The organism is Streptomyces sp. TLI_053, assembly GCF_900105395.1.
Taxonomy (GTDB): Bacteria; Actinomycetota; Actinomycetes; order Streptomycetales; family Streptomycetaceae; genus Kitasatospora.
Genome location: NZ_LT629775.1, coordinates 1,229,124 through 1,247,511 on the forward strand (window position 1 = coordinate 1,229,124; position 18,388 = coordinate 1,247,511).

An 18,388-nucleotide genomic window follows, 5' to 3' on the forward strand; every position below is an offset into this window, starting at 1 on the left:
GCGCCGGCGGGCCAACCGCCCCCGCGGCCCGCCGCCCCGATACCGGAATCCCACCGGGCGGTCAAGAATGCGCGACTCCCTGGGCGAGCCGCGCCGCGGAGCGTGATCATGGACCTATGCGGTTCCGGCACGACGACGGAGGAGACGGCGGCACCCCCACGAACGCGGACACCCCCGCGCTCGCGGCGGCGGCCGCGGCGCTCTCCGGGAGTGCGCCGGACACTACCGACAGCGACGACCCCGACCTCCTGCGTCAGCTGCTCGACGTCCTGCCGACCGGGGTCGCCCTGCTCGACCCCGAACTGCGCTGGTCGTACCTGAACGCCGCCTTCACCACCGTCACCGGTCTGCCCCGGGCCGACCTGCTGGGCCGGCCGGCCCCGGACACCGCCTTCGCCGACGCCGTCGGCACCGTGCGCCGGGTCCTGGACGACGGCCGCGACCGCGAGCGCGTCGCCGGCGGCCCGGACGGCCCGGGCCTCCCCGTCCCGGCGGGCCTGCGGATCCGCTACCGGCCGCTCACCGCCGGAGGCCGCGTCATCGGCGTGATCGTGGCCGTCCTGGACGATCCCGACCCGGTCCAGGAACTGCGCCGCGAGCTCACCCGGGCCCGGACCAGGCTCGCCCTCCTGGAGGCCGCCGCCGAGCTGATCGGCACCACCCTCGACATCGACACCACCGGCGCCGAACTCGCCGCGTTCGCCGTGCCCCGGCTGGCCGAGCTCGCCACCGTCGACGTCCTGCCGCCGGCCACCGCCGCCAGGCCCGGCGGGACACCGGGCCTGCGGTTCCACCGGGCCGGGCTGGCCGCCGCGCCCGCGCTGCGCGCGGACCTCGGCCCCCTGGCCCGCCCGGGCGAGTCGCTGCGCCACCGGGAGGGGTCGGTGGCGGCCCGCGCCCTGGCCTCCGGCGTCGCCGTGCTGCTCGCCCCGCGCGGCGCCGAGGAGCTCGCCGCGGCCGCGCCCGATCCGCACGCCGAGGCCGTCTTCCGCACCCTCGGGGTGACCTCGCTGCTGGTGCTGCCGCTCACCGCACGCGGTCAGCTGGTCGGCCTGCTGACCCTGGCCCGCACCGACGCCTCCCCCGGCTTCGGCCCGGACGACGCGGTGCTGGTCGGCGACCTCGCCGCCCGGGCGGCGACCGGCATCGACAACGCCCGCCGCTACAGCCGTTCCCAGGGCATCGCCCTCGACCTCCAGCGCGCCCTGCTCAGCGAACCGGGCAACCCGCACCAGAACCTCGAACTCGCCTCCCGCTACCTGCCGTCCGGCAGCAGCTCGGTGGTCGGCGGCGACTGGTACGAGACCGTCCGGCTGCCGTTCGGGCGGACCCTGCTGGTCATGGGCGACGTGATGGGCCACGGCGTCGAGGCGGCCGTCGACATGAGCAACTACCGCTCCACCCTGCGCGACGTCGCGGGCATGGACCTTCCTCCGCACCGGATCCTGCGGCAGCTGGACACCGTCATCGCCGCCAACGAGTCCGCCCGCCCCGCGACCTGCCTGCTCGCGCTCGCCGACCCCGGCCGGGGCCGGTGGACCTTCTCCGGCGCCGGACACCTCCCGCCCGCGCTGATCGCGCCCGGGCGGCCCACCGAACTGCTGCGGATCCCGACCGGCCCGCCGCTCGGCACCGGGGTCGGCGGCTACGAACTCTCCACCCGGCCCCTCCTGCCCGGCGAGACCCTGTTGCTGTACACGGACGGTCTGGTCGAACGGCGCGGCGAGGACATCGACGTCTCGCTGGCCCGGCTGGCCGCCCTGCGCCTGCCCGTCACCGGTCCGCTGGACGACCTGCTCGACGCCGCCCTGCACGCCCTCGGCCCGGCCCCCGGGCACCCGGCGGAGGACGACGTCGCCGTGCTGGCTGCCCGGCCCCGGCTCCGGCCGCCGCCCCGGGCATAGCGGGCCCGGGGCCGCGGGGACGAGTCGGCGGGGAGGCGGCGGGGAGGGGGCGGCGTCCGCTCAGAGCTTGCCCAGGGCCTGCTCCAGGTCGGCCCAGAGGTCCTCGGGGTGCTCGATGCCGACGGCGAGCCGCACGGTGCCGGGGCCGATCCCGGCGGCGACCAGCTCCTCGTCCGAGAGCTGGCGGTGCGAAGTGCTGGCCGGGTGCATCACCAGGGTGTGCACCCCGCCGAGCGAGGGCGCGAGCGAGGCGAGGCGGAGCGCGCCGACGAACGCGGCCGCGGCCTCCCGCCCGCCGGCCAGGTCGACGGCGAACACCCCGCCCTGGCCCTCCGGCAGCAGCCGGCGGGCCAGCTCGTGGTCCGGGTGGCCCGGCAGCCCCGGGTGGTGCACGGTGGTGACCGCCGGGTGGGCGGCCAGCCGTCCGGCGAGGTCGAGCGCGGACTCGCTGTGCCGGCGCATCCGCAGCCCGAGGGTCTGCATCCCCCGCAGGGTCAGCCAGGCGGCGAACGGGTCCAGGGAGGCGCCGAGTTCGACGCCGTGCTCCCAGACCCGGTGGTGCAGCGCGGCGTCGGCGAAGACGGCGACCCCGGCCAGCACGTCGGAGTGACCGCCCAGGTACTTGGTGGCCGAGTGGACCACGATGTCCGCCCCGTGCTCGATCGGGCGGCAGAGCAGCGGGGTGGTGAAGGTGTTGTCCACCACGCTCAGCACTCCGGCCTCGCGGGCGACGCCGATCAGGGCGGGCAGGTCGGTGACCCGTGCGGTCGGGTTGGAGACCGTCTCCAGGTACAGCAGCCGGGTGGCGGGCCGCAGCGCGGCGCGGACCTCCTCCGGATCGTCGCCCCGGACGTGGGTGACCGTCACACCCCAGCGCGCGGCGAGGTCGGCCAGGGCCGCGAAGGTGCCGCCGTAGAGGCTCTCCTGGGCGATCACGTGGTCCCCGGAGCGGAGCAGGGCGAGCAGCACCGTGTTGATCGCGCCCATCCCGGAGGAGGCGGCCAGCGCACCGCTGCCGCCCTCCAGCCCGGCCACCGCCTGCTCCAGCGAACGGACCGTCGGATTGCCCATCCGGTTGTAGAGGAAGGCGCGGCCCGGCCCTCCGAAGGCCTCCGCCAGCGCGTCGCCGTCGGGGAACGCGAAGACGTGGCCCTGGTGGATCGGCACGCCCAGCGGCCGGCTTCCGACCACCTCCTGCACGGGCGGGTGGACGATCCGGCTCTCGGGCCGCAGCCCGTCGTGGAAGTCGCTCATCCCCCCATCCTGTCCGCGTCCACCGCGACCGGACCAGGGCCAATCCCGTCCCGGTGGCCCCGGATTCCCGGTCGCCGGGTGCCCGTCGGGTGCCCGCTGCGTGCCCGTCGGGTGCCCGTCGGCCGTCCGTCCTTCCGCACCCCTGTCGCGGAAGGACGGACGGGTCCCGGGGTGTCCGGGGCCGGGGTGAGAGGTCCCGGGGTGTCCGGGGGCCGGGCCGCCGCCCGGCCCCCGGGGTCAGAGGTGACGGCCGAGGAAGTCCCGGACCAGTGCGGCGATCTCCGGGCCGTGCGTCTCCAGGGCGAAGTGCCCGGCGTCGAGCAGGTGGATCTCGGCGTCCGGGAGGTCGCGGGCGAAGGCCCTGGCCCCCGCGGGGCCGAAGATCTCGTCGTTGCGGCCCCAGGCGACCAGGGTCGGCGGCCGGTGCGTCCGGAAGTACTCCTGGAAGTCCGGGTAGCCCTCCAGGTTGAACTGGTAGTCCCAGAACAGCTGGAGCTGGATCTCCCGGTTGCCCGGGCGGTCCAGTCCGGCCTGGTCGAGCGTCCAGCTGTCCGGGGAGAGCCGGTCCAGCCGGTCGGCGGGCACCCCGTGGGTGTACTGCCAGCGGGTGGCGGACGCGGTGAGCAGCTCGCGCACGGCGGGCTCGTGGGCGGGGCGGTCCACGGCGTGGGCGAACAGCACGTCCCAGAACGGGGTGAACCCCTCCGGGTAGGCGTTGCCGCTCTGGCTGATCAGGGCGGTGACCCGTTCCGGGTGCCGGGAGGCGATCCGCAGTCCGATCGGGGCGCCGTAGTCCTGGATGTAGAGGGCGAACCGGTCGAGGCCGAGCGTGTCCAGCAGGGCGAGGGTGTACTCGGTGAGCTTCTCGAAGCTGTACTCGAACTCACCGACGGGCGGGGTGGCGGACTGCCCGAAGCCCACGTGGTCGGGGGCGACGAGGTGGTAGGAGTCGGCGAGGTCCCGCAGCAGGCCGCGGAACATCGCCGAGCTGGTGGGGAAGCCGTGCAGCAGGACCAGGGTCGGCCGGGCCGGGTCCCCCGCCTCGCGGTAGAAGACCGGCAGGCCGTCGATCTCGACCGTGCGGTGGCGCACCTCGGTGTGCGGGGCGGAACCGCCCGCGGTGGAGTCCTGGTCGGTGGTGGCGTGGTCTGCGTCGGTGGTCGTGCGGCCTGCGCCGGTGGCGGTGTGGATCGCGCCGGTGGTGGTGCGGCCTGCGCGGACGGTGGTGCGGCCTGCGGCTTCGGTACGGGCGGCGGCGGACACGGGAGTGCTCCTCGGCTGGGTCCGGTGCTGGCGTTCGGTCGGGCGGGAGTCGGCGGTCGCAGCCCCCGGGCGTTCGGGGCCGCTCACAGCGACTCGGGAACGCCGGGGGTCAGCAGCCGCAGCCGGCCGGTCAGGTCGGGGGCCGAGAAGGCCCCGGTGATGGCGTCCGGGTCCTCGCCGAGGTGCTCCCAGGACTCGTAGTGGACCGGGACCACCGTGCGGGCGCCCAGGAGCCGGGCGAGTTCGGCCCCCTCGCGGGCGCTCATCGAGAACGCCCGGTCGCCGGTGGACGGGAAGTGGGCGTCACCCAGGTGCAGGAAGGCGGTGTCCACGGTGAAGCGTTCGGCGATGCCCGCCAGTTCGTCGTGGCGGACGGTGTCCCCGGAGAGGTAGAGGGTGCCGCCGTCGTACTCGACGACGAAGCCGGTGACCGGGCCGGTGACCTCCTCGGTGCCGGGCGGTCCGTGCCGGGCGGGGGTGGCCGTCACGGTGACGGTCGTGGCGCCGGCCGTGATCCGGCGGCTCTCCCAGGTCGCCAGCCCCTCGGCCGCTCCGCCGAGCCGTTCGGCGGCCTCGGGCGTGGTGAGCACGGTGGTGGCGCCGGCCAGCACGGTCCGGCCGGTCGGGTCGAGGTTGTCGGCATGCTGGTCGTGGGAGAGCAGGACGAGGTCGATCGGCGGCAGGCGGTCGGCGGTGAGCACCGGGCCGGCGGTACGGCGCAGCGGGCGGGCCGCCGGGTAGTCGGCCGGGCCGGGGTCGAGGGCCGGGTCGGTGAGGACGGTCAGGTCGCCGATCCGCAGCAGGACGGTGGCGGTGCCCAGGTGGGCGGCGGTGACGGTGACCGGGGTGGTGGGCGTCGGCGTGGTGGTGGGCGTGTTCCGTGCTGCTGTCGGTGCTGGTGTGCGGTGGTCGGACATCTCTCTGTTCCCCCCGTCGTACGGTGTGCGGTGCGCGGGCGGGGCGTCAGCCGCGGGCGGCGCGCTCCGCCTTGGCGTCGATCTTCTCCTGGAGCGCGGACAGCAGTCCCTGGAGCAGACCGATGGTGGTCTCGTCGGTGAGGTTGCCCTCCTCGTCGAAGCGCTCGTGCGCCCGGAAGACGATGACCTCGGGCTTCACCACCACGTCGGTCTCGGTCCAGACGAAGACCTGGCGGAGCGCCAGCTGGGCGCGGACGGTGCCGAAGTTGGTCGGCGCGGCGCCGAGGATGGCGGCGGGCTTGCGGTGCAGCGGCAGTCCCTCGGTGCGGGTCCAGTCGGTGCTCAGCCAGTCGATGGCGTTCTTGAGCACGCCGGGTATGGAGTAGTTGAACTCGGGGGTGGCGATCAGCAGGCCGTCGGCCTCGGCGACCCGGCGGCGCAGGTCCTCGACGACGGCCGGGCGCAGCTCGGGGGTGTCGAGGTCCAGGTCGTACGGCGGGATCTCGCGCAGGCCCTCGTAGATCTCGATCTCCTGGCCGCCCGGGTTGAACTTCTGGGCGGCCTTCAGCAGCCGGGTGTTGTGCGAGTCGGCGCGCAGCGAACCGGAGATGGCGAAGATCCTGGACGCGGTCATGAGGTGCTCCTCGGTGGTGGGGTGACTGCTGGTGTTGTGGTGACTGTCGAGGTCGACACCGAGAAAACTAGACGGATCAGTTCACCTTGTCAACTGAACTGTTCAGTCTTGACACTGAACTGAGTGGTGTAGTTCAGTCGAGCCATGACCACGACACCCGTGCGCACCACACCGGCGACCGGCCGCTCCGTCGCCCGCGTCGTCCCCCCGTTCCACACCTTCGAGGGCGCGGGCTTCCCCGTCCGCCGCCCCTTCCCCACCGCCGAACTGCCCCTCCTGGACCCCTTCCTGATGGTCGACCAGGTCGGGCCGGTGGACCTCGCCCCCGGCGAGGCCAAGGGTGCTCCCCCGCACCCGCACCGGGGCTTCGAGACGATCCAGTACGTCATCGACGGCGACATCGCGAACGCCGACTCCCGGGGCCACCGCGCCGTGGTCCGCGGCGGCGGCGTCCAGTGGCTCACCGCCGGCTCGGGCATCGTCCACGAGGCCCTGCCCACCCCGGAGTTCCTCGCCGCCGGCGGCCGCCAGCACATGCTGCAGATCTGGGTGAACCTGCCCGCGCGGCTCAAGGGAGTGCCGCCGCACAGCCAGAACGCCGAGGCCGCCGACCTGCCCGTGGTCCGCACCGCCGAGGGCGCCGAACTGATCGTCCTCGCCGGAACCACCCACGGCGCGACCGCGCCCTTCGAGACCCGCACCCCGCTGCTGGTGGTGCACGCCCGGCTCGCGGCCGGCGGCTCGGCGAAGTTCACCGCGCCGGCCCACCACACCGCCGCGTTCCACACCCTGACCGGCCGCGCCGTGACCGCCGGCGTCCCGCTGCCCGACGGCCACCTCGCCGTCCTCGACCACGACGGCGAGAGCTTCACCGTGCGGGCCGTGGACGGGCCGGCCGAGGTGCTCGTCCTGGCCGGCGAGCCGATCGGCGAACCGGTCGCCCGCAGCGGGCCGTTCGTGATGAACACGGTGGCCGAGCTGCACCGGGCCCAGCAGGACCACTCGCGCGGCCTGATGGGCCGGATGCCGGCATGAGCGCCGTCCCGTTCCCCGTCCCGGCCGTCCCGCACCCGCCCGCCGCCTCCGGGGCCCCCGCCGTCCCGCGCACCCGCGCCGCCTCGCGGGCCCCCGCCGCCGGCCACCGCCCCGCCACCACCGCCCCGGGCGGGCGGGCACCGGGGACGACGGCCGCGGCGCTGCTGATCGCCGCCGCCGCGAGCGGGATCTCCGGGCCGAGCCTGGCCCTGCCCACCGCCGCCCACGCCCTGCACGTCCCGACCGCCTCGGCGGCCTGGCTGATGACCGCGTACGGCCTCGGCCTGCTGGCCGGCACTCCGCTGCTGGCGGGCACCGCCGGGCGGCGCGGCCCCGCCGCCCTGGTCCGGGCCGGCGCGGCGCTGGTCGCCCTCGGCGCCGCGATCGTGCTGACCGCACCCTCCGCCCTGCCGCCGCTCGTGGCAGGGCGGGCGGTGGAGGCCGCCGGGGCCGCGGGACTGACCGTCGCGGCCTTCCGGATCGCCGGCCGCGACCGCTCCGGCCGCTCCACCGGCCTGGTCGCGATCGGCAACGCCGCCGGTGGCACGCTCGGCCTGTTCGTCGGCGCGGGCGCCGCGCAACTGCTCGGCTGGCGGGCCGCGCTGGTCATGCCGCTGCTCGCCCTCGCGGTGCTCCCCGCCCTACTGCGCCCGGCCGGGCGGGCGGGACGCGGCGAGCGGGAGGGGCAGGCGGCACGGGAAAGGCGGCAACGGCCGCAGGGGCACGGAGGCCACGGAGCACGAGCGGCGCGGGCCCGGCGCGCCCGGCCGGGGGCACCGGACGGGCGGTTCCGCGACGCCCTGCCGCTGGGCCTGCTGCGGCGGCCCGGCTTCCGCCGCCCGGCGCTGCTCATGCTCGCGCTCGCCACCGTCAACTTCGCCCTGGTGTACGGCGCCCCGCGCCGGGTGGCCGCCCTCACCGGCTGGGGCCCGCTGCCCACCGGCGCCGCGGTCGCGTCCGTGTCGCTCGCCGGCGCGCTGCTCTCCTGGCAGCTGGTCCGGCTCGCCCCGGCCCTGGGGACGGGACGGGTCCGGGTCCTGCTGGCGGCGGGTTCGGCGGCGGCCGCGACCGCGGCGGCCTTCGCGCCGTGGCCCCCGGTCGTCCTGCTCGGCTCGGGGCTCGGTTCACTGGTCACCGCCGGCGGGCAGGGGGTGCTCACGGGTTCGGCGGTCGGCGGGCTCGCACCGGAGCGGCAGGGCGGCGCGCTCGGCCTCTTCAATCTGGCCTTCCCGGCCGGCGTCGCAGCGGGTCCGGTGCTCGCGGGCTTTGCGGACCAAACGGTTCAGTTCCTATACTGAACGGTCCAATCACCCGGACCGGTCACTACCGTCCCAAACGGTCGGTACCATCCCGTCGCAGAAGCCCGCCACGCCTGGGAAGCCCCCTTCCCACCCCGACGAAGGACGAAGGACGGACGCATGGGAGCCGAGCGCCAGGACGCCACCGACGAGTACGGGATGCCGATCATCCCGGCACCGGGCGACACCGCGGCCCGCAAGCGTCAGGCGATCATCGACGCCGCCCTCGCGGAGTTCCTCGCCGAGGGCTACTCGGCCGCTTCCATGGACGTCATCACCACCCGGTCCGGCGTCTCCAAGGCCACCATCTACAAGCACTTCGGCAGCAAGGAGCGCCTGTTCCTGGCCGTCGTCAGCGGTGTGCTGCCGAAGACCTACGCCGACCTGACGCCGCCCGCCCGGGCCCTCGCCGACGCCCCGGACCTGCGCACCGCCCTGGTCCGGCACGCCACCGAGCTCACCCGCATCCTGCTGCGCCCCGAGATCATGCTGCTGCGCCGTCTGGTGATCGGCGAGATCGACCGCTTCCCGCAGCTCGGCCAGCTCTGGTACCTGGTCACCTACGACATGAACAACGGCCCGCTGGTCGAGATGCTCACCGACCTCACCGCCAAGGGCGAACTGCACGTGCCGGACCCGAAGCTCGCCGTCCAGCAGCTGGTGGCCTGTACCGTCGGCATCCCGCAGCTGGTGCACACCTTCGCCCCCACCACTCCGGTGGACGACGACGAACTCGCCCGCACCATCGGGTCCGGTGTCGACCTCTTCCTCGCCCGCTACGGCCGTCCCCCCGGCTGGCACGGCCCGGCCGCCTGACCGGCCCCCGACCTTCCCCTCGGCCGTCGCCCCGACCGTCCCGACCGCCCTGACCGTCCCGACCGCTCTCGCGAAGCGGTCCGCCGCCGGGCCCGGCCCCGGAGGACCGGGGCGAGCACGGCGGCGGACAGGTACGGCGGCGGACAGGTACGGCGGGCCCGACGGGCACCCGGGCTCCCGCCTCGCTCCTCAGCGGTCGGCGTCCCCCGCCCGCTCGGTCCGCTCCGCCCGCCGGGTCCGCTTCCCCGTCTCCGCCCGCTCCACCCGGCGTCGCCGCAGCAGCACGAACGGGACGGCCGCGGCCACCAGGGCGGCCTCCGGCGCCGAAGGCTCGGCCGGACCCTCCCCGCCACGCCCGCCGAGGCCGTCCGGGGCCCCTGCCGCGAGACCCTTCTGGTCGAAGGTGTCCGGCACCGACAGGGTGTCCCAGCGCGACAGCGGCCAGGCGATCACGAAGGCCCGGCCGATGACGTTCTTCACCGGGACGAACCCACCACCGGGCTCGTTGACGTGGAAGCGCGAGTCGCGCGAGTCGTTGCGGTGGTCCCCCATCACCCACAGCTGGTCCTTGGGCACCGTCACCGTGCCCACCGGCGCGTCACCGCACGGCGTCGCCCCCGGGTACAGGTAGGGCTCGTCCAGCGCCACCCCGTTGACCTTGACCGGGCTGCCCTCCCGGCACTCGACGGTGTCGCCGCCGACCGCGATCACCCGCTTGATGAGGTCCTTCTCGTTGTCGGAGGGCAGCAGACCGACCGTGCCGAGCGCGGTCCGGATCCCCTCGACGAACGCGTTGCCCTTGACCCGCGGCACCGAGTCCAGCCAGCCGCCCGGGTCCTTGAAGACCACCACCTCACCGCGCTCCGGCTCGGCGCCGAACCACGGGGTGAACTTGTCCACCAGGACCCGGTCGTCCTTCTCCAGCGTGTGCTGCATCGAGCCCGAGGGGATGGAGAAGGCCTGGACGAAGAAGGTCTTGATGCCCAGTGAGAGCAGCAGGGCGATGACGATCAGGATCGGCAGCTCCTGCCAGAACGGCCGTTTCTTCTTCGCCTTCCCGCGCCCGCCCCTGCCGTTCGCGTCCGCGCCGCCGTCGGCCCCTTCTCCGGTCCTCCCCTCCGCGCCTGCGTCGGCGGCGCGGCCCCCGGTGGCCGTGGCCGTGGCCGCCACCTCGGGGGTCTCCCCGTCGCCCTGACCGCTGCCCGCCGCACCGACGGTCTCCTCCACGCTCATCCCTGGCCCCCTCCGGACGGCCCGGCGGGCCCCCGTGCGGGACCCCCCGTTGTCAGCTAACGATCGACGGTTCCCGCAACCGGGCGGGGCCGCACCCCGACCGTTCCCGCCGCCGTCGCCCCGTCAGAACGTACACCCAGGGCCCCGGCGCTACGACACCCCACCGCCCAGCATGATCCGCGCGACCAGCTCCCTCCGGCTGGCCACTCCGGCCTTGGCGAACACCGACTTCAGATGGTCCTGCACCGTGTACGGCTTCATCGCGAGCAGCCGCGACACGTCCCGGGTGTCGCACCCCCGCACCAGCAGCAGCGCCACCTCCTGCTCCCGCGCCGTCAGTCCGTACGCCGAGAGGTACAGCGGCACCGCGTCGGCGGGCCCCGCCGGCGCCGCCACCACCGTCACCAGGTCCTCGGCGGCGCCCTGCATCGCCGAACCGTGCAGCACGTACCAGCGGCCCTCGCCGTCCTGCACCCGGATCTTCGACTGCGGCACGGGCAGGCCGTGCGCCACCCGGCGGGCCTGCTCGGCGGCGATCGCGACGGCCGTGGGCACCCGCAGCGAGGTCCGGCTCGGGTCGGAGAGCCGGCCGAGCAGTTCCTCCGCCGGACCGGAGACGGCGATCGGCCGGTTCCCCCGGCCGAGCACCACCACCGCCGGCCCGGCGTCCGCCGCCCGGCCCGGCGCCACGGCCGCCGAGGGCACATGACAGGCCCTCAGCGCATGGCCGAGGTGCCGCGCGGCGAGGTCCGCGAAGTCCCGGTGCCGCGCCAGGTACGGCCCCCGGCCGGGCACCCGGAGGAAGACCGCGCACCCCCACATCCCGCCGTTCGCGTCGAACACGGCCCGCAGCTCGTCGCCGAACCCCGCCGGCCGGATCTGCTCCCGGAACCGCACGCTCTCCGCCGGCCGCCCCCGGGTCGCCCGGCTCAGCGTCTCCGCCCGCACCCCGCTGCGCCGGATCCCCGAGAACGTCGCCACGTCGTCCGCCCACACCTCCAGGCGCACCGCGTGCTCGAACCCCTCCAGACTGAGGTCGTCGCTCAGCACCGAGTTCACCAGCCCGGTCGCCGGATCCGCCGAGTGCCAGCAGACCGCGTCGTACTCCAGGACACCCCGCAACAGCTCGTCCGCCCTGCGGAACACCCCCTCGGCCCCCAGCCCCGCCCCGGCCAGCTCCCGCAGCTCCTCGATCGCCTGCCGCGCCGCCGCCCCACGTGCCCCGCGTGATCCCATGCGCCGGAAGCTAACACGCACACCGAGCGCCCACCCATGCCCCGCCGGGCGGATCCGCCCTCCCCCTCCGGACGGTCCCCGGCCCCCTTCTCCTCATCCTCCGGTCGGTCCCCGACCCCGACGCCCGGTCCGGGTCGGCCGGCGCGGCGGGGGAACCCGATGTCCGGTCCTCCCGCCGCTCGACGGTCGCGACTCCCCGGCCGCTACAGCCAGTTGCGGCGCTTGAAGACGAGGTAGAGGCTCGTGCAGACGACGGCCATCAGGGCGATCGCGAAGGGGTAGCCGAAGGCCCACTTGAGTTCGGGCATGTCGGTGAAGTTCATGCCGTAGATGGTTCCGACCAGGGTGGGGGCGAAGAGGATGGCCGCCCAGGAGGAGATCTTCTTGATCTCGTCGTTCTGGACGTGGCTGGCCTCGGCGAGCTGCTTCATCTCCTCGTTCTGGCGCTGGGAGACCAGGGTGGCGTTGAGGGTGAGGATGTTCTGGAGCATCTGGCGGAAGCCGTCGACGCGTTCGGCCGCGTAGGTGGCGTGGTCGGCGACGTCGCGCAGGTAGCGGCGGAGTTCCTCGTCGGTGCCGTACTTCTCGAAACCGGCCTCCAGGCTCTGCATGATCTCCAGCAGTGGCCGGGTGGCCCGCTGGAACTCGATGACCTCGCGGGAGAGTTCGTAGATGCGCCGGGAGACCTGCGGGTCGCCGCCGAAGACCTCGGTCTCGATCTCGTCGATGTCGTGCTGGAGGCCGGCGATCACCGGGGCGTAGCCGTCCACCACGGCGTCCAGGACGGCGTAGAGCACCGCTTCGGGGCCGAGGGCCAGGAGCTCCGGGTCCGCCTCCAGGCGGCGGCGGACCGTGGAGAGGTCGGGGGCCTGGGAGTGGCGGACGGTGAGGACGAAGTCGGGGCCGACGAAGAGGTGGATCTCGCCGAAGTCGACCTCCTCCACGTCGTCCAGGTAGCGGGCGGCGCGCAGCACCACGAAGAGGGTGTCGCCGTAGCGCTCCAGCTTGGGGCGCTGGTGGGCCACGATGGCGTCCTCGACGGCCAGTTCGTGCAGGTTGAACCGCTCGGCGGCCTCCAGCAGCTGGGCCTCGGCCGGGCGGTAGAGCCCGATCCAGGCCATCGTGCCGGGCTTGCCGGGCAGTTCGCGGTAGACGCCGGCGAGGTCGGTGGCGGAGGCCAGCCGGTGGCCGTCGCGGTAGACGCCGGCGTCGACGACGGAGCGCTCCAGGCTCACGTGCTCGACCGGCTGGTCCGGGCGCGGGTCCATCGAGTGCTCGGGGGCGGGCTGGGCGGGCGTGGTGCCGCCGGCCGGGTTGGTGGGACGGCTGAAGGGGAGCTTGCTCGCACGCACTGCGCGTACACGCCAGTCGGACATGACGGGGTACCTCCGCGGTTCGGGGGCCACCGCACCGGACACAGCGGGTCGGGGGTGCGGGGCGGGCGGGAGGCGCCCGGCCGTCCTCCACCGCGCACGGCGCCCGGGCCGCGCGGCCGCGCCGGATCAGCGGCGGACGGTGCGACGGCGGGGGTCGGGAGCGGTACGGGAGGAGGGTCGCCGGGTGCCAGGAGACATGGGGGACGTCCTGGGGAGGGGCCTACTTCGACCCGGACTACTACCGCACTCCATCGCTCTCACCTCCTCGCCGTCGGGGCGCCCGCGCGGGGTCGCCGTAACCGGGCCACCAGGAGGCTCCACACCGCCGAGCGGGCGCGCACGGGCACCGCAGCGTCGGGTGGGCACCCCTGATCTCGTCAGAGCTTTGGCACGCCACGGCGTAGCACCCGGGATGGTCCCGAGGGGTGCAGCCACTTGGGGTCACCCCTTAGGCCGGGGAGACCTGTCCTGACCCTGGGCGTCTCTCGACGTCGTGGGGTCAGTGGCCTGTGTCCATGGCGACGCCTCACCGAACGAGGTGCCTTCACAACCTCCCCGAGTCTAGTACCCGGGAAAGGCGTACTTCGACCAGGGGTCCGGCCAGGAGTCGGCGCGGAGCGTGCGACGGTCGGTGCGCGGGGCCCGTCGAGGGCTCGCACGGGCGGTGCACGCCCCGGCCACCCGGCGTGCGCCGGTCGGGTCGCCGGCCTCGGGTCGCCTGCCTCGGGCCGCCGGTCAGGCCGCCGACCCCGGGCCGCAGGTCAGGCCGCCGGTCCGAGGTGGGCGGCCACGTACGGCACCGCCACCGCTTCCAGCGCCCCGGGCGAGCCGAACGCCGGGTGGACGTTGACCTCGAAGACCGCCCCGCCGCTCTCCCCCGCGAGGTCGACCGCCGCGAACGGCAGGCCCACCGAGCGGGTCGCCGCGACCGCCAGCTCCGCCAGCCCGGCGGGCAGCGCTTCGACCGGCAGCGGGGTGGAGACGGCGCCCCGGGCGAGGTTGCACGGCTGGTCCGGGTCGTCCTGCACGTGTTCGACCGCACGGAGCGCCCGGCCGGCGAGCACGGTCACCCGGTACTGGTGGCGCCGGCCGTCCGCGGTGAAGTTGCGGGCGTCGGCGGCGAGCAGCCAGGCGGCACCGGCCTCGGCGTAGCGCTCGGCCGCCTCGGCGAGCTGGGCGCGGGTGGTGACGTGGAAGACGTCCTCCCCGCTCATGCCGAGGGCCGGGCGGGCCCAGACGTCGCCGCCGAGCCGTTCGAACACCTCGGCGGCCTCGGCCCGGGTGGGCCGGGAGAGCGCGACCGTCGGCATCTGGCGGACGCCGTCCCGGGTGAAGCACTCGACGGTGAGGCGCTTGTCGGTGGCCGCCCGCCAGCCGTCGGCGGCGGTGCCGAGGGAGCGGACCCGGTTCTCGCGCAGCAGCCGCTGGCAGTCGACGAGTTCGTGACGGCGGTGCGGCGGTATCTCGTACAGGAGCACCGTCCCGGCGGTCACCGCGAGGCCCTCGGCGGGGACTTCGAGGGCGACCCCGTCACCGGTGCCCCGCACCCGTCCGCCACCGGCGGGGCCCGTCGCACCGCCGGTCATGAAGTACCGCGCGTCGAGCAGGAACGGCGCCTGCCCGGTCAGCCTCCGCACCGCGGCGGCCAGCGCCTCCCGGCTGCCCTCGGTCGAGCCGTGATCGGTCATCAGAACGAGCTCACTGCGCCCCATGACCCCATAGAACATGTCGCGAACATGCCCAGGCAAGCGGATCCAGGCACCCGCCCGGGGAAGGTGCCCCGGGCAAATTCGCGTGTACCCGAACGGTGCCACGCGTTCACCGCGCCGCCATGTCGCGGCGCCCCGCGTCCGCCGGGCCGGCGGATCCACCGCCACGCCACCCCGGGAAAACCGGTTGGCGGGCAGCGGCGGCCACTGCTACATTCCCGTTGGCCGTGCGAGAGAACAAGGAGGTGGTACCCGTGAACGCTGTATCGACATGGGTGCTCCCCTCCGGAGTCATGGTCGGGCGATAGGTCGTCCGGGAGCGCCTTCACGTAGCACTCCCGAAAGGCACGACCATGCGATTCACCTCCGAGCAGCGCCTCGACGACGGCGTCCTCGAGCGCGAATTCACCCTCGACGGCATCCCCGGCATCCTGTGGACGCCCGCGTCCGTCTCCCCCTCCGCGCCGGTGCCGCTGATCCTGATCGGCCACCCCGGCGGCCTGGAGCGGATGTACCCCCGGTTGCTGGACCGGGCACGGCAGTCCGTCGCGGACGGCTTCGCCGCGGCCACCCTCGAACTCCCCGGCAGCGGCGAACGGCCGCGTTCCGCCGTCACCGAGCAGGCCCGCGCCGATCTGCGCCGGGCCATGGCGGCCGGCGAACCCGTCGGCCCCGAGATCGTGGACCGGCTGGTCCTGCCCCTGGTCGAGCAGGCCGTCCCGGAGTGGCAGGCCGCTCTGGACGCCCTGCTCGCACTGCCCGGGATCGGCGGCCCGGTCGGGTACTCGGGCGGCGTGATCGCCATCGGCACCCGGCTGGCGCTCGTCGAGCCGCGGATCGCGGCCGCCGTCCTGTTCGCGGGCAGTTTCGTGCCCGCCGCCACGTTCGAGGAGGCCCGCCGGGTCACCGTCCCGCTGCACGTCCTGCTGCAGTGGGACGACGAGGGGAACGACCGGCAGGCGTCCCTGGACCTCTTCGACGCGTTCGGCTCCGCCGAGAAGACGCTGAACGCCAATCTCGGCGGGCACACCGGTGTCCCGCGGTTCGCAGGGGACGCCGCGGCGCAGTTCTTCGCCCGGCACCTGAGGTGAGGCCGGACCGCCGGGCCGCCCGCGGGCGCTGAGCACCGCGGGCGGGACTCGCGGGCCTGAGGGCCTGAGTGCCTGAGGGTCCCAGGGCCCGCGGCCTGCGGGGGCCCGCAAGGTCTGCGGGCCTCAGGGCTTGCGGGCCTCGACCAGGAACCGGGCGGAGTGGGCGACGAACGGCCCCTCCGCCCGGATCCGGGCGTCCAGTTCGCGCAGCCGCTCCCGGTGGGCGTCGACGGTGAACCCCGGCACCATCCAGATCACCTTGCGCAGGAACCACACCACCGCGCCGATGTCCCGGAACTCGATCCGCAGCCGCTCCGAGCGCAGGTCGACCACCTCGAGACCGGCGGCCCGGGCGGCGTCCGCGTCGTCCTCCGGCCGCCTGGCCCGGCGCGCCTCCGGCTGCGGACCGAGAAAGTACTCGACCAGTTCGAACACCGAGGCCGGCCCGACGTGCTGCGCCAGGTAACGGCCGCCGGGGCGCAGCACCCGGGCGATCTCGGACCACCACACGGTCACCGGATGACGGCTGCTCACCAGGTCGAAGGACCCGTCGGCGAAGGGCAGCGGCGGCTCGTCGGGGTCGGCCACCACGACCGCGCCGAGCGGGTGCAGCAGGGCCGACGCCCTGGCGATGTTCGGCGGCCACGCCTCGGTGGCCACCACGGTCCGCGGGAAGCTCCCGGCCACACCCGCCAGTACCTCGCCGCCGCCGGTCTGCACGTCCAGCGCCGCCGACGCGTGCGCCAGCCGCTCGCCGAGCAGCCGCTGGTACCCCCAGGACGGGCGCTCCTCGCTCGCCCGGCCGTCCAGCCAGGAGAAGTCCCAGCCGTCCACCGACGCACCGGCCGCCTCGGCCACCAGTTCCTCGAACGTTCGCTCCATGCCGCTCATCCTCTCCCACCGCTCACCGGTACGCCGTCGCAGCAGGCCCGCCCCCGAAAAGGTGCTGGGCAACCAGGTGGTCATCGGGACCGAAGCAGCCCGCCGCCTCGCCGGCGGGGCCGCGCGCTTCGATCTCGTCGCCGGGGAGGCGGGCGGCCACCCGGACTCGACCGTGAGGCGTCCGGGGAGCGCAACACCGTCGAGCGGTGCATCAACCGCCTGAAGCTCCGAGGGCGGGCGGGTCAGTCGCCGGTCGTGCCGTCGAGCAGTTCGCGCAGGATGTCGAGGTGGCCGTTGTGGCGGGCGGTCTCCTCGGTGAGGTGGAGGAGGATCCAGCGCAGGTCCACGTGCAGGCCGCCGCGGACCGGCCGCTTCGCCCGGTCGGCCAGGTCGCTCGCGGCGACCAGGTCGCGGTAGCGCGCGCTCTGTCCGGCGTACTCGTCGAGCAGCTGCTCGAGCGGGAAGTCGACGGCGATCCGCATCTCGCGGTCGGGGTCCTCCACCGTCCAGGGGCCCTGGTCCTCCTCGCCGAGGAAGACCACCTGGAACCAGTAGTACTCGACCCAGCGGAGGTGGTTCACCAGCCCGCTCAGGGTCATCAGCGGCGAACCCGGCAGGAGCGCCCTGCGCGCGTTCTCCGGCGAGACGCCCTCGCACTTGGCGCGGGCCGTGTCACGGGCGTAGTCGAGGAAGGTGGTCAGCTGTGTGCGCTCGTCCCAGGCGGGAGGCGTGTCGTCGATCCTGGTCATCGCGGGACAGCATTCCCAATCGCGCGACCGCTGTCGACATGTTTACGGACGGGTCGCTTCCGGACCGTGCCCGGCGGCGGCGCGGCGGCCCCCGGCGGCGCGGGCCGCCGCGTGCCGGCTGGCGGCCGTCCAGGCGGCGGTGACGGCGTGGTGGGCGCGGGCGGTCGCCTCCGCCGTGTCGGCGGGCAGGTGGAGCGGGGCGCCGAGGTGGACGTGCAGGCCGGGGCGGCGGAGCGGGGCCGTGGCGAGACCGGCGAGCTGCTTGGCCGTCCCGCCCGAGGTGAGCCGGCGGGAGCCCGCCTGGCCGAGCGGGACCACGGGTGCGCCGGTGGCGTGCGCGAGGCGGGCCAGACCGCTGCGGAAGGGGCCGGGCGGCAGTTCGCCGGAGTCCCGACGGCGCGGCAGCCCGCCCTCGCCGTAGATCAGCACGACCCGCCCGGCGGCCAGCGCCTCGGCGGCCGCGTCGAGCGACTCCGCGGCCCGCGCGGTGCCCCGGTGGACGGCGATGTGCCCCTCGCGGCGCAGCAGTGTCCCGAGCAGGGGGATCCGCCACAGGCCGGCGGTGGCCAGCACGACCGGCCGGGCGCCGAGCCGGTGCAGGGCGGCGAGCACCACGACGGGGTCGGCGAGCGAGGTGTGGTTGGCCGCGACGATGCTGCCCGGTGCGACGGTGGGGACGGTGTCGGGCGCGTCGGGCGCGTCGGGTGCGTCGAGGGTGTCGGGGGCCTCGGGCACGGTGTCGGCGGCGGAGGAGAGCGGGTCGGCGGTGATGCGGAGGTGGCCGAGAGCGGGCAGCAGGAGGGCGGCGGTACGGCTCAGCATGGCGTGGGGTGCGTCCTCGGTGACGGTGGAGCGGGGTGCTGTCCGCGCCAGTCTGCTCGGGTGCGCCGGCCGGCGCCTGAGTACCCGTACTCAAGCAGGACCGGGAGGGCTGGGCGGAGCCGGGGGCCGAACCTGCGTCAACGCCGCACCGGCCCGGCGCCGATGCCGC

Annotated in this window: 17 protein-coding genes and 1 riboswitch; of the genes, 6 read left to right on the forward strand and 11 right to left on the reverse strand. The window is 75.1% G+C overall.

Translation table 11 applies throughout. From position 1 onward, the window contains the following. Positions 1-116: 116 nt before the first annotated feature. Positions 117-1,904, forward strand: coding sequence for a SpoIIE family protein phosphatase (locus tag BLU95_RS04605; RefSeq protein ID WP_093858823.1), 1,788 nt, complete (start codon positions 117-119; stop codon positions 1,902-1,904). Between the two features lie 60 nt (positions 1,905-1,964). Here the strand turns inward: BLU95_RS04605 and BLU95_RS04610 are convergent, their stop codons facing one another. The 4 genes from BLU95_RS04610 to BLU95_RS04625 all read right to left on the reverse strand — a co-directional run bounded on the left by BLU95_RS04610 (position 1,965) and on the right by BLU95_RS04625 (position 5,972). Then, a complete protein-coding gene (locus BLU95_RS04610) occupies positions 1,965-3,158 on the reverse strand; it encodes a trans-sulfuration enzyme family protein (RefSeq protein ID WP_093858824.1) in 1,194 nt (397 codons plus the stop codon). A 237-nt stretch (positions 3,159-3,395) separates the two neighbouring features. Next, entirely contained in the window at positions 3,396-4,250 is an 855-nt protein-coding gene (locus BLU95_RS04615; RefSeq protein ID WP_093864637.1) for an alpha/beta fold hydrolase, read from the reverse strand. A gap of 254 nt (positions 4,251-4,504) precedes the next feature. Then, positions 4,505-5,338 carry an MBL fold metallo-hydrolase gene (locus BLU95_RS04620; RefSeq protein WP_093858825.1) on the reverse strand — a complete coding sequence of 278 codons (834 nt, stop codon included), beginning with the start codon at positions 5,336-5,338 and terminating at the stop codon, positions 4,505-4,507. 46 nt (positions 5,339-5,384) lie between these two features. Beyond that, positions 5,385-5,972 carry an NADPH-dependent FMN reductase gene (locus tag BLU95_RS04625; RefSeq protein WP_093858826.1) on the reverse strand — a complete coding sequence of 196 codons (588 nt, stop codon included), beginning with the start codon at positions 5,970-5,972 and terminating at the stop codon, positions 5,385-5,387. A 144-nt stretch (positions 5,973-6,116) separates the two neighbouring features. Between BLU95_RS04625 and BLU95_RS04630 the strand changes: the two genes are divergently transcribed. The 3 genes from BLU95_RS04630 to BLU95_RS04640 all read left to right on the forward strand — a co-directional run bounded on the left by BLU95_RS04630 (position 6,117) and on the right by BLU95_RS04640 (position 9,121). Next, positions 6,117-7,007, forward strand: coding sequence for a pirin family protein (locus BLU95_RS04630; RefSeq protein ID WP_093858827.1), 891 nt, complete (start codon positions 6,117-6,119; stop codon positions 7,005-7,007). Then, positions 7,004-8,305 carry an MFS transporter gene (locus BLU95_RS04635; protein ID WP_093858828.1) on the forward strand — a complete coding sequence of 434 codons (1,302 nt, stop codon included), beginning with the start codon at positions 7,004-7,006 and terminating at the stop codon, positions 8,303-8,305. Before BLU95_RS04630 ends, BLU95_RS04635 begins: the two co-directional genes overlap by 4 nt. 120 nt (positions 8,306-8,425) lie before the next feature. Next, entirely contained in the window at positions 8,426-9,121 is a 696-nt protein-coding gene (locus BLU95_RS04640; RefSeq protein WP_093858829.1) for a TetR/AcrR family transcriptional regulator, read from the forward strand. A 189-nt stretch (positions 9,122-9,310) separates the two neighbouring features. Here the strand turns inward: BLU95_RS04640 and lepB are convergent, their stop codons facing one another. From lepB to BLU95_RS04660, 4 genes are all read right to left on the reverse strand, one after another. Next, complete coding sequence (gene lepB, locus BLU95_RS04645; RefSeq protein WP_093858830.1) at positions 9,311-10,354, reverse strand: signal peptidase I; 1,044 nt, start codon at positions 10,352-10,354, stop codon at positions 9,311-9,313. A 150-nt stretch (positions 10,355-10,504) separates the two neighbouring features. Continuing rightward, complete coding sequence (locus BLU95_RS04650; protein ID WP_093858831.1) at positions 10,505-11,590, reverse strand: helix-turn-helix transcriptional regulator; 1,086 nt, start codon at positions 11,588-11,590, stop codon at positions 10,505-10,507. A 203-nt stretch (positions 11,591-11,793) separates the two neighbouring features. Next, positions 11,794-12,966, reverse strand: coding sequence for a magnesium and cobalt transport protein CorA (locus BLU95_RS04655; RefSeq protein ID WP_093858832.1), 1,173 nt, complete (start codon positions 12,964-12,966; stop codon positions 11,794-11,796). A gap of 359 nt (positions 12,967-13,325) precedes the next feature. Then, positions 13,326-13,511: riboswitch (M-box (ykoK) riboswitch) on the reverse strand. A gap of 216 nt (positions 13,512-13,727) precedes the next feature. Beyond that, positions 13,728-14,678 (reverse strand): ATP-grasp domain-containing protein, encoded by a 951-nt coding sequence (locus tag BLU95_RS04660; RefSeq protein ID WP_093858833.1) that lies wholly within the window; start codon positions 14,676-14,678, stop codon positions 13,728-13,730. Positions 14,679-15,028: 350 nt separating this feature from the next. Here BLU95_RS04660 and BLU95_RS04670 point away from each other — a divergent pair, with 350 nt between their 5' ends. Then, entirely contained in the window at positions 15,029-15,766 is a 738-nt protein-coding gene (locus BLU95_RS04670; RefSeq protein WP_093858835.1) for a dienelactone hydrolase family protein, read from the forward strand. Positions 15,767-15,889: 123 nt separating this feature from the next. Here the strand turns inward: BLU95_RS04670 and BLU95_RS04675 are convergent, their stop codons facing one another. After that, positions 15,890-16,648: a class I SAM-dependent methyltransferase gene (locus tag BLU95_RS04675; RefSeq protein ID WP_093858836.1), complete on the reverse strand. Its 759-nt coding sequence runs from the start codon at positions 16,646-16,648 to the stop codon at positions 15,890-15,892. Here BLU95_RS04675 and BLU95_RS45790 point away from each other — a divergent pair. Then, positions 16,647-16,871 carry a hypothetical protein gene (locus tag BLU95_RS45790; RefSeq protein WP_159424771.1) on the forward strand — a complete coding sequence of 75 codons (225 nt, stop codon included), beginning with the start codon at positions 16,647-16,649 and terminating at the stop codon, positions 16,869-16,871. The two genes, BLU95_RS04675 and BLU95_RS45790, sit on opposite strands and share 2 nt — an antisense overlap. Positions 16,872-16,890: 19 nt before the next feature. Here BLU95_RS45790 and BLU95_RS04680 read toward each other — a convergent pair whose 3' ends face one another. Together BLU95_RS04680 and BLU95_RS04685 are read right to left on the reverse strand one after the other, a co-directional pair. Then, positions 16,891-17,397 (reverse strand): DinB family protein, encoded by a 507-nt coding sequence (locus BLU95_RS04680; RefSeq protein WP_093858837.1) that lies wholly within the window; start codon positions 17,395-17,397, stop codon positions 16,891-16,893. A gap of 42 nt (positions 17,398-17,439) precedes the next feature. Beyond that, positions 17,440-18,219, reverse strand: a complete 780-nt coding sequence (locus tag BLU95_RS04685; protein ID WP_093858838.1) for a lysophospholipid acyltransferase family protein — start codon at positions 18,217-18,219, stop codon at positions 17,440-17,442. Positions 18,220-18,388 lie beyond the last annotated feature (169 nt).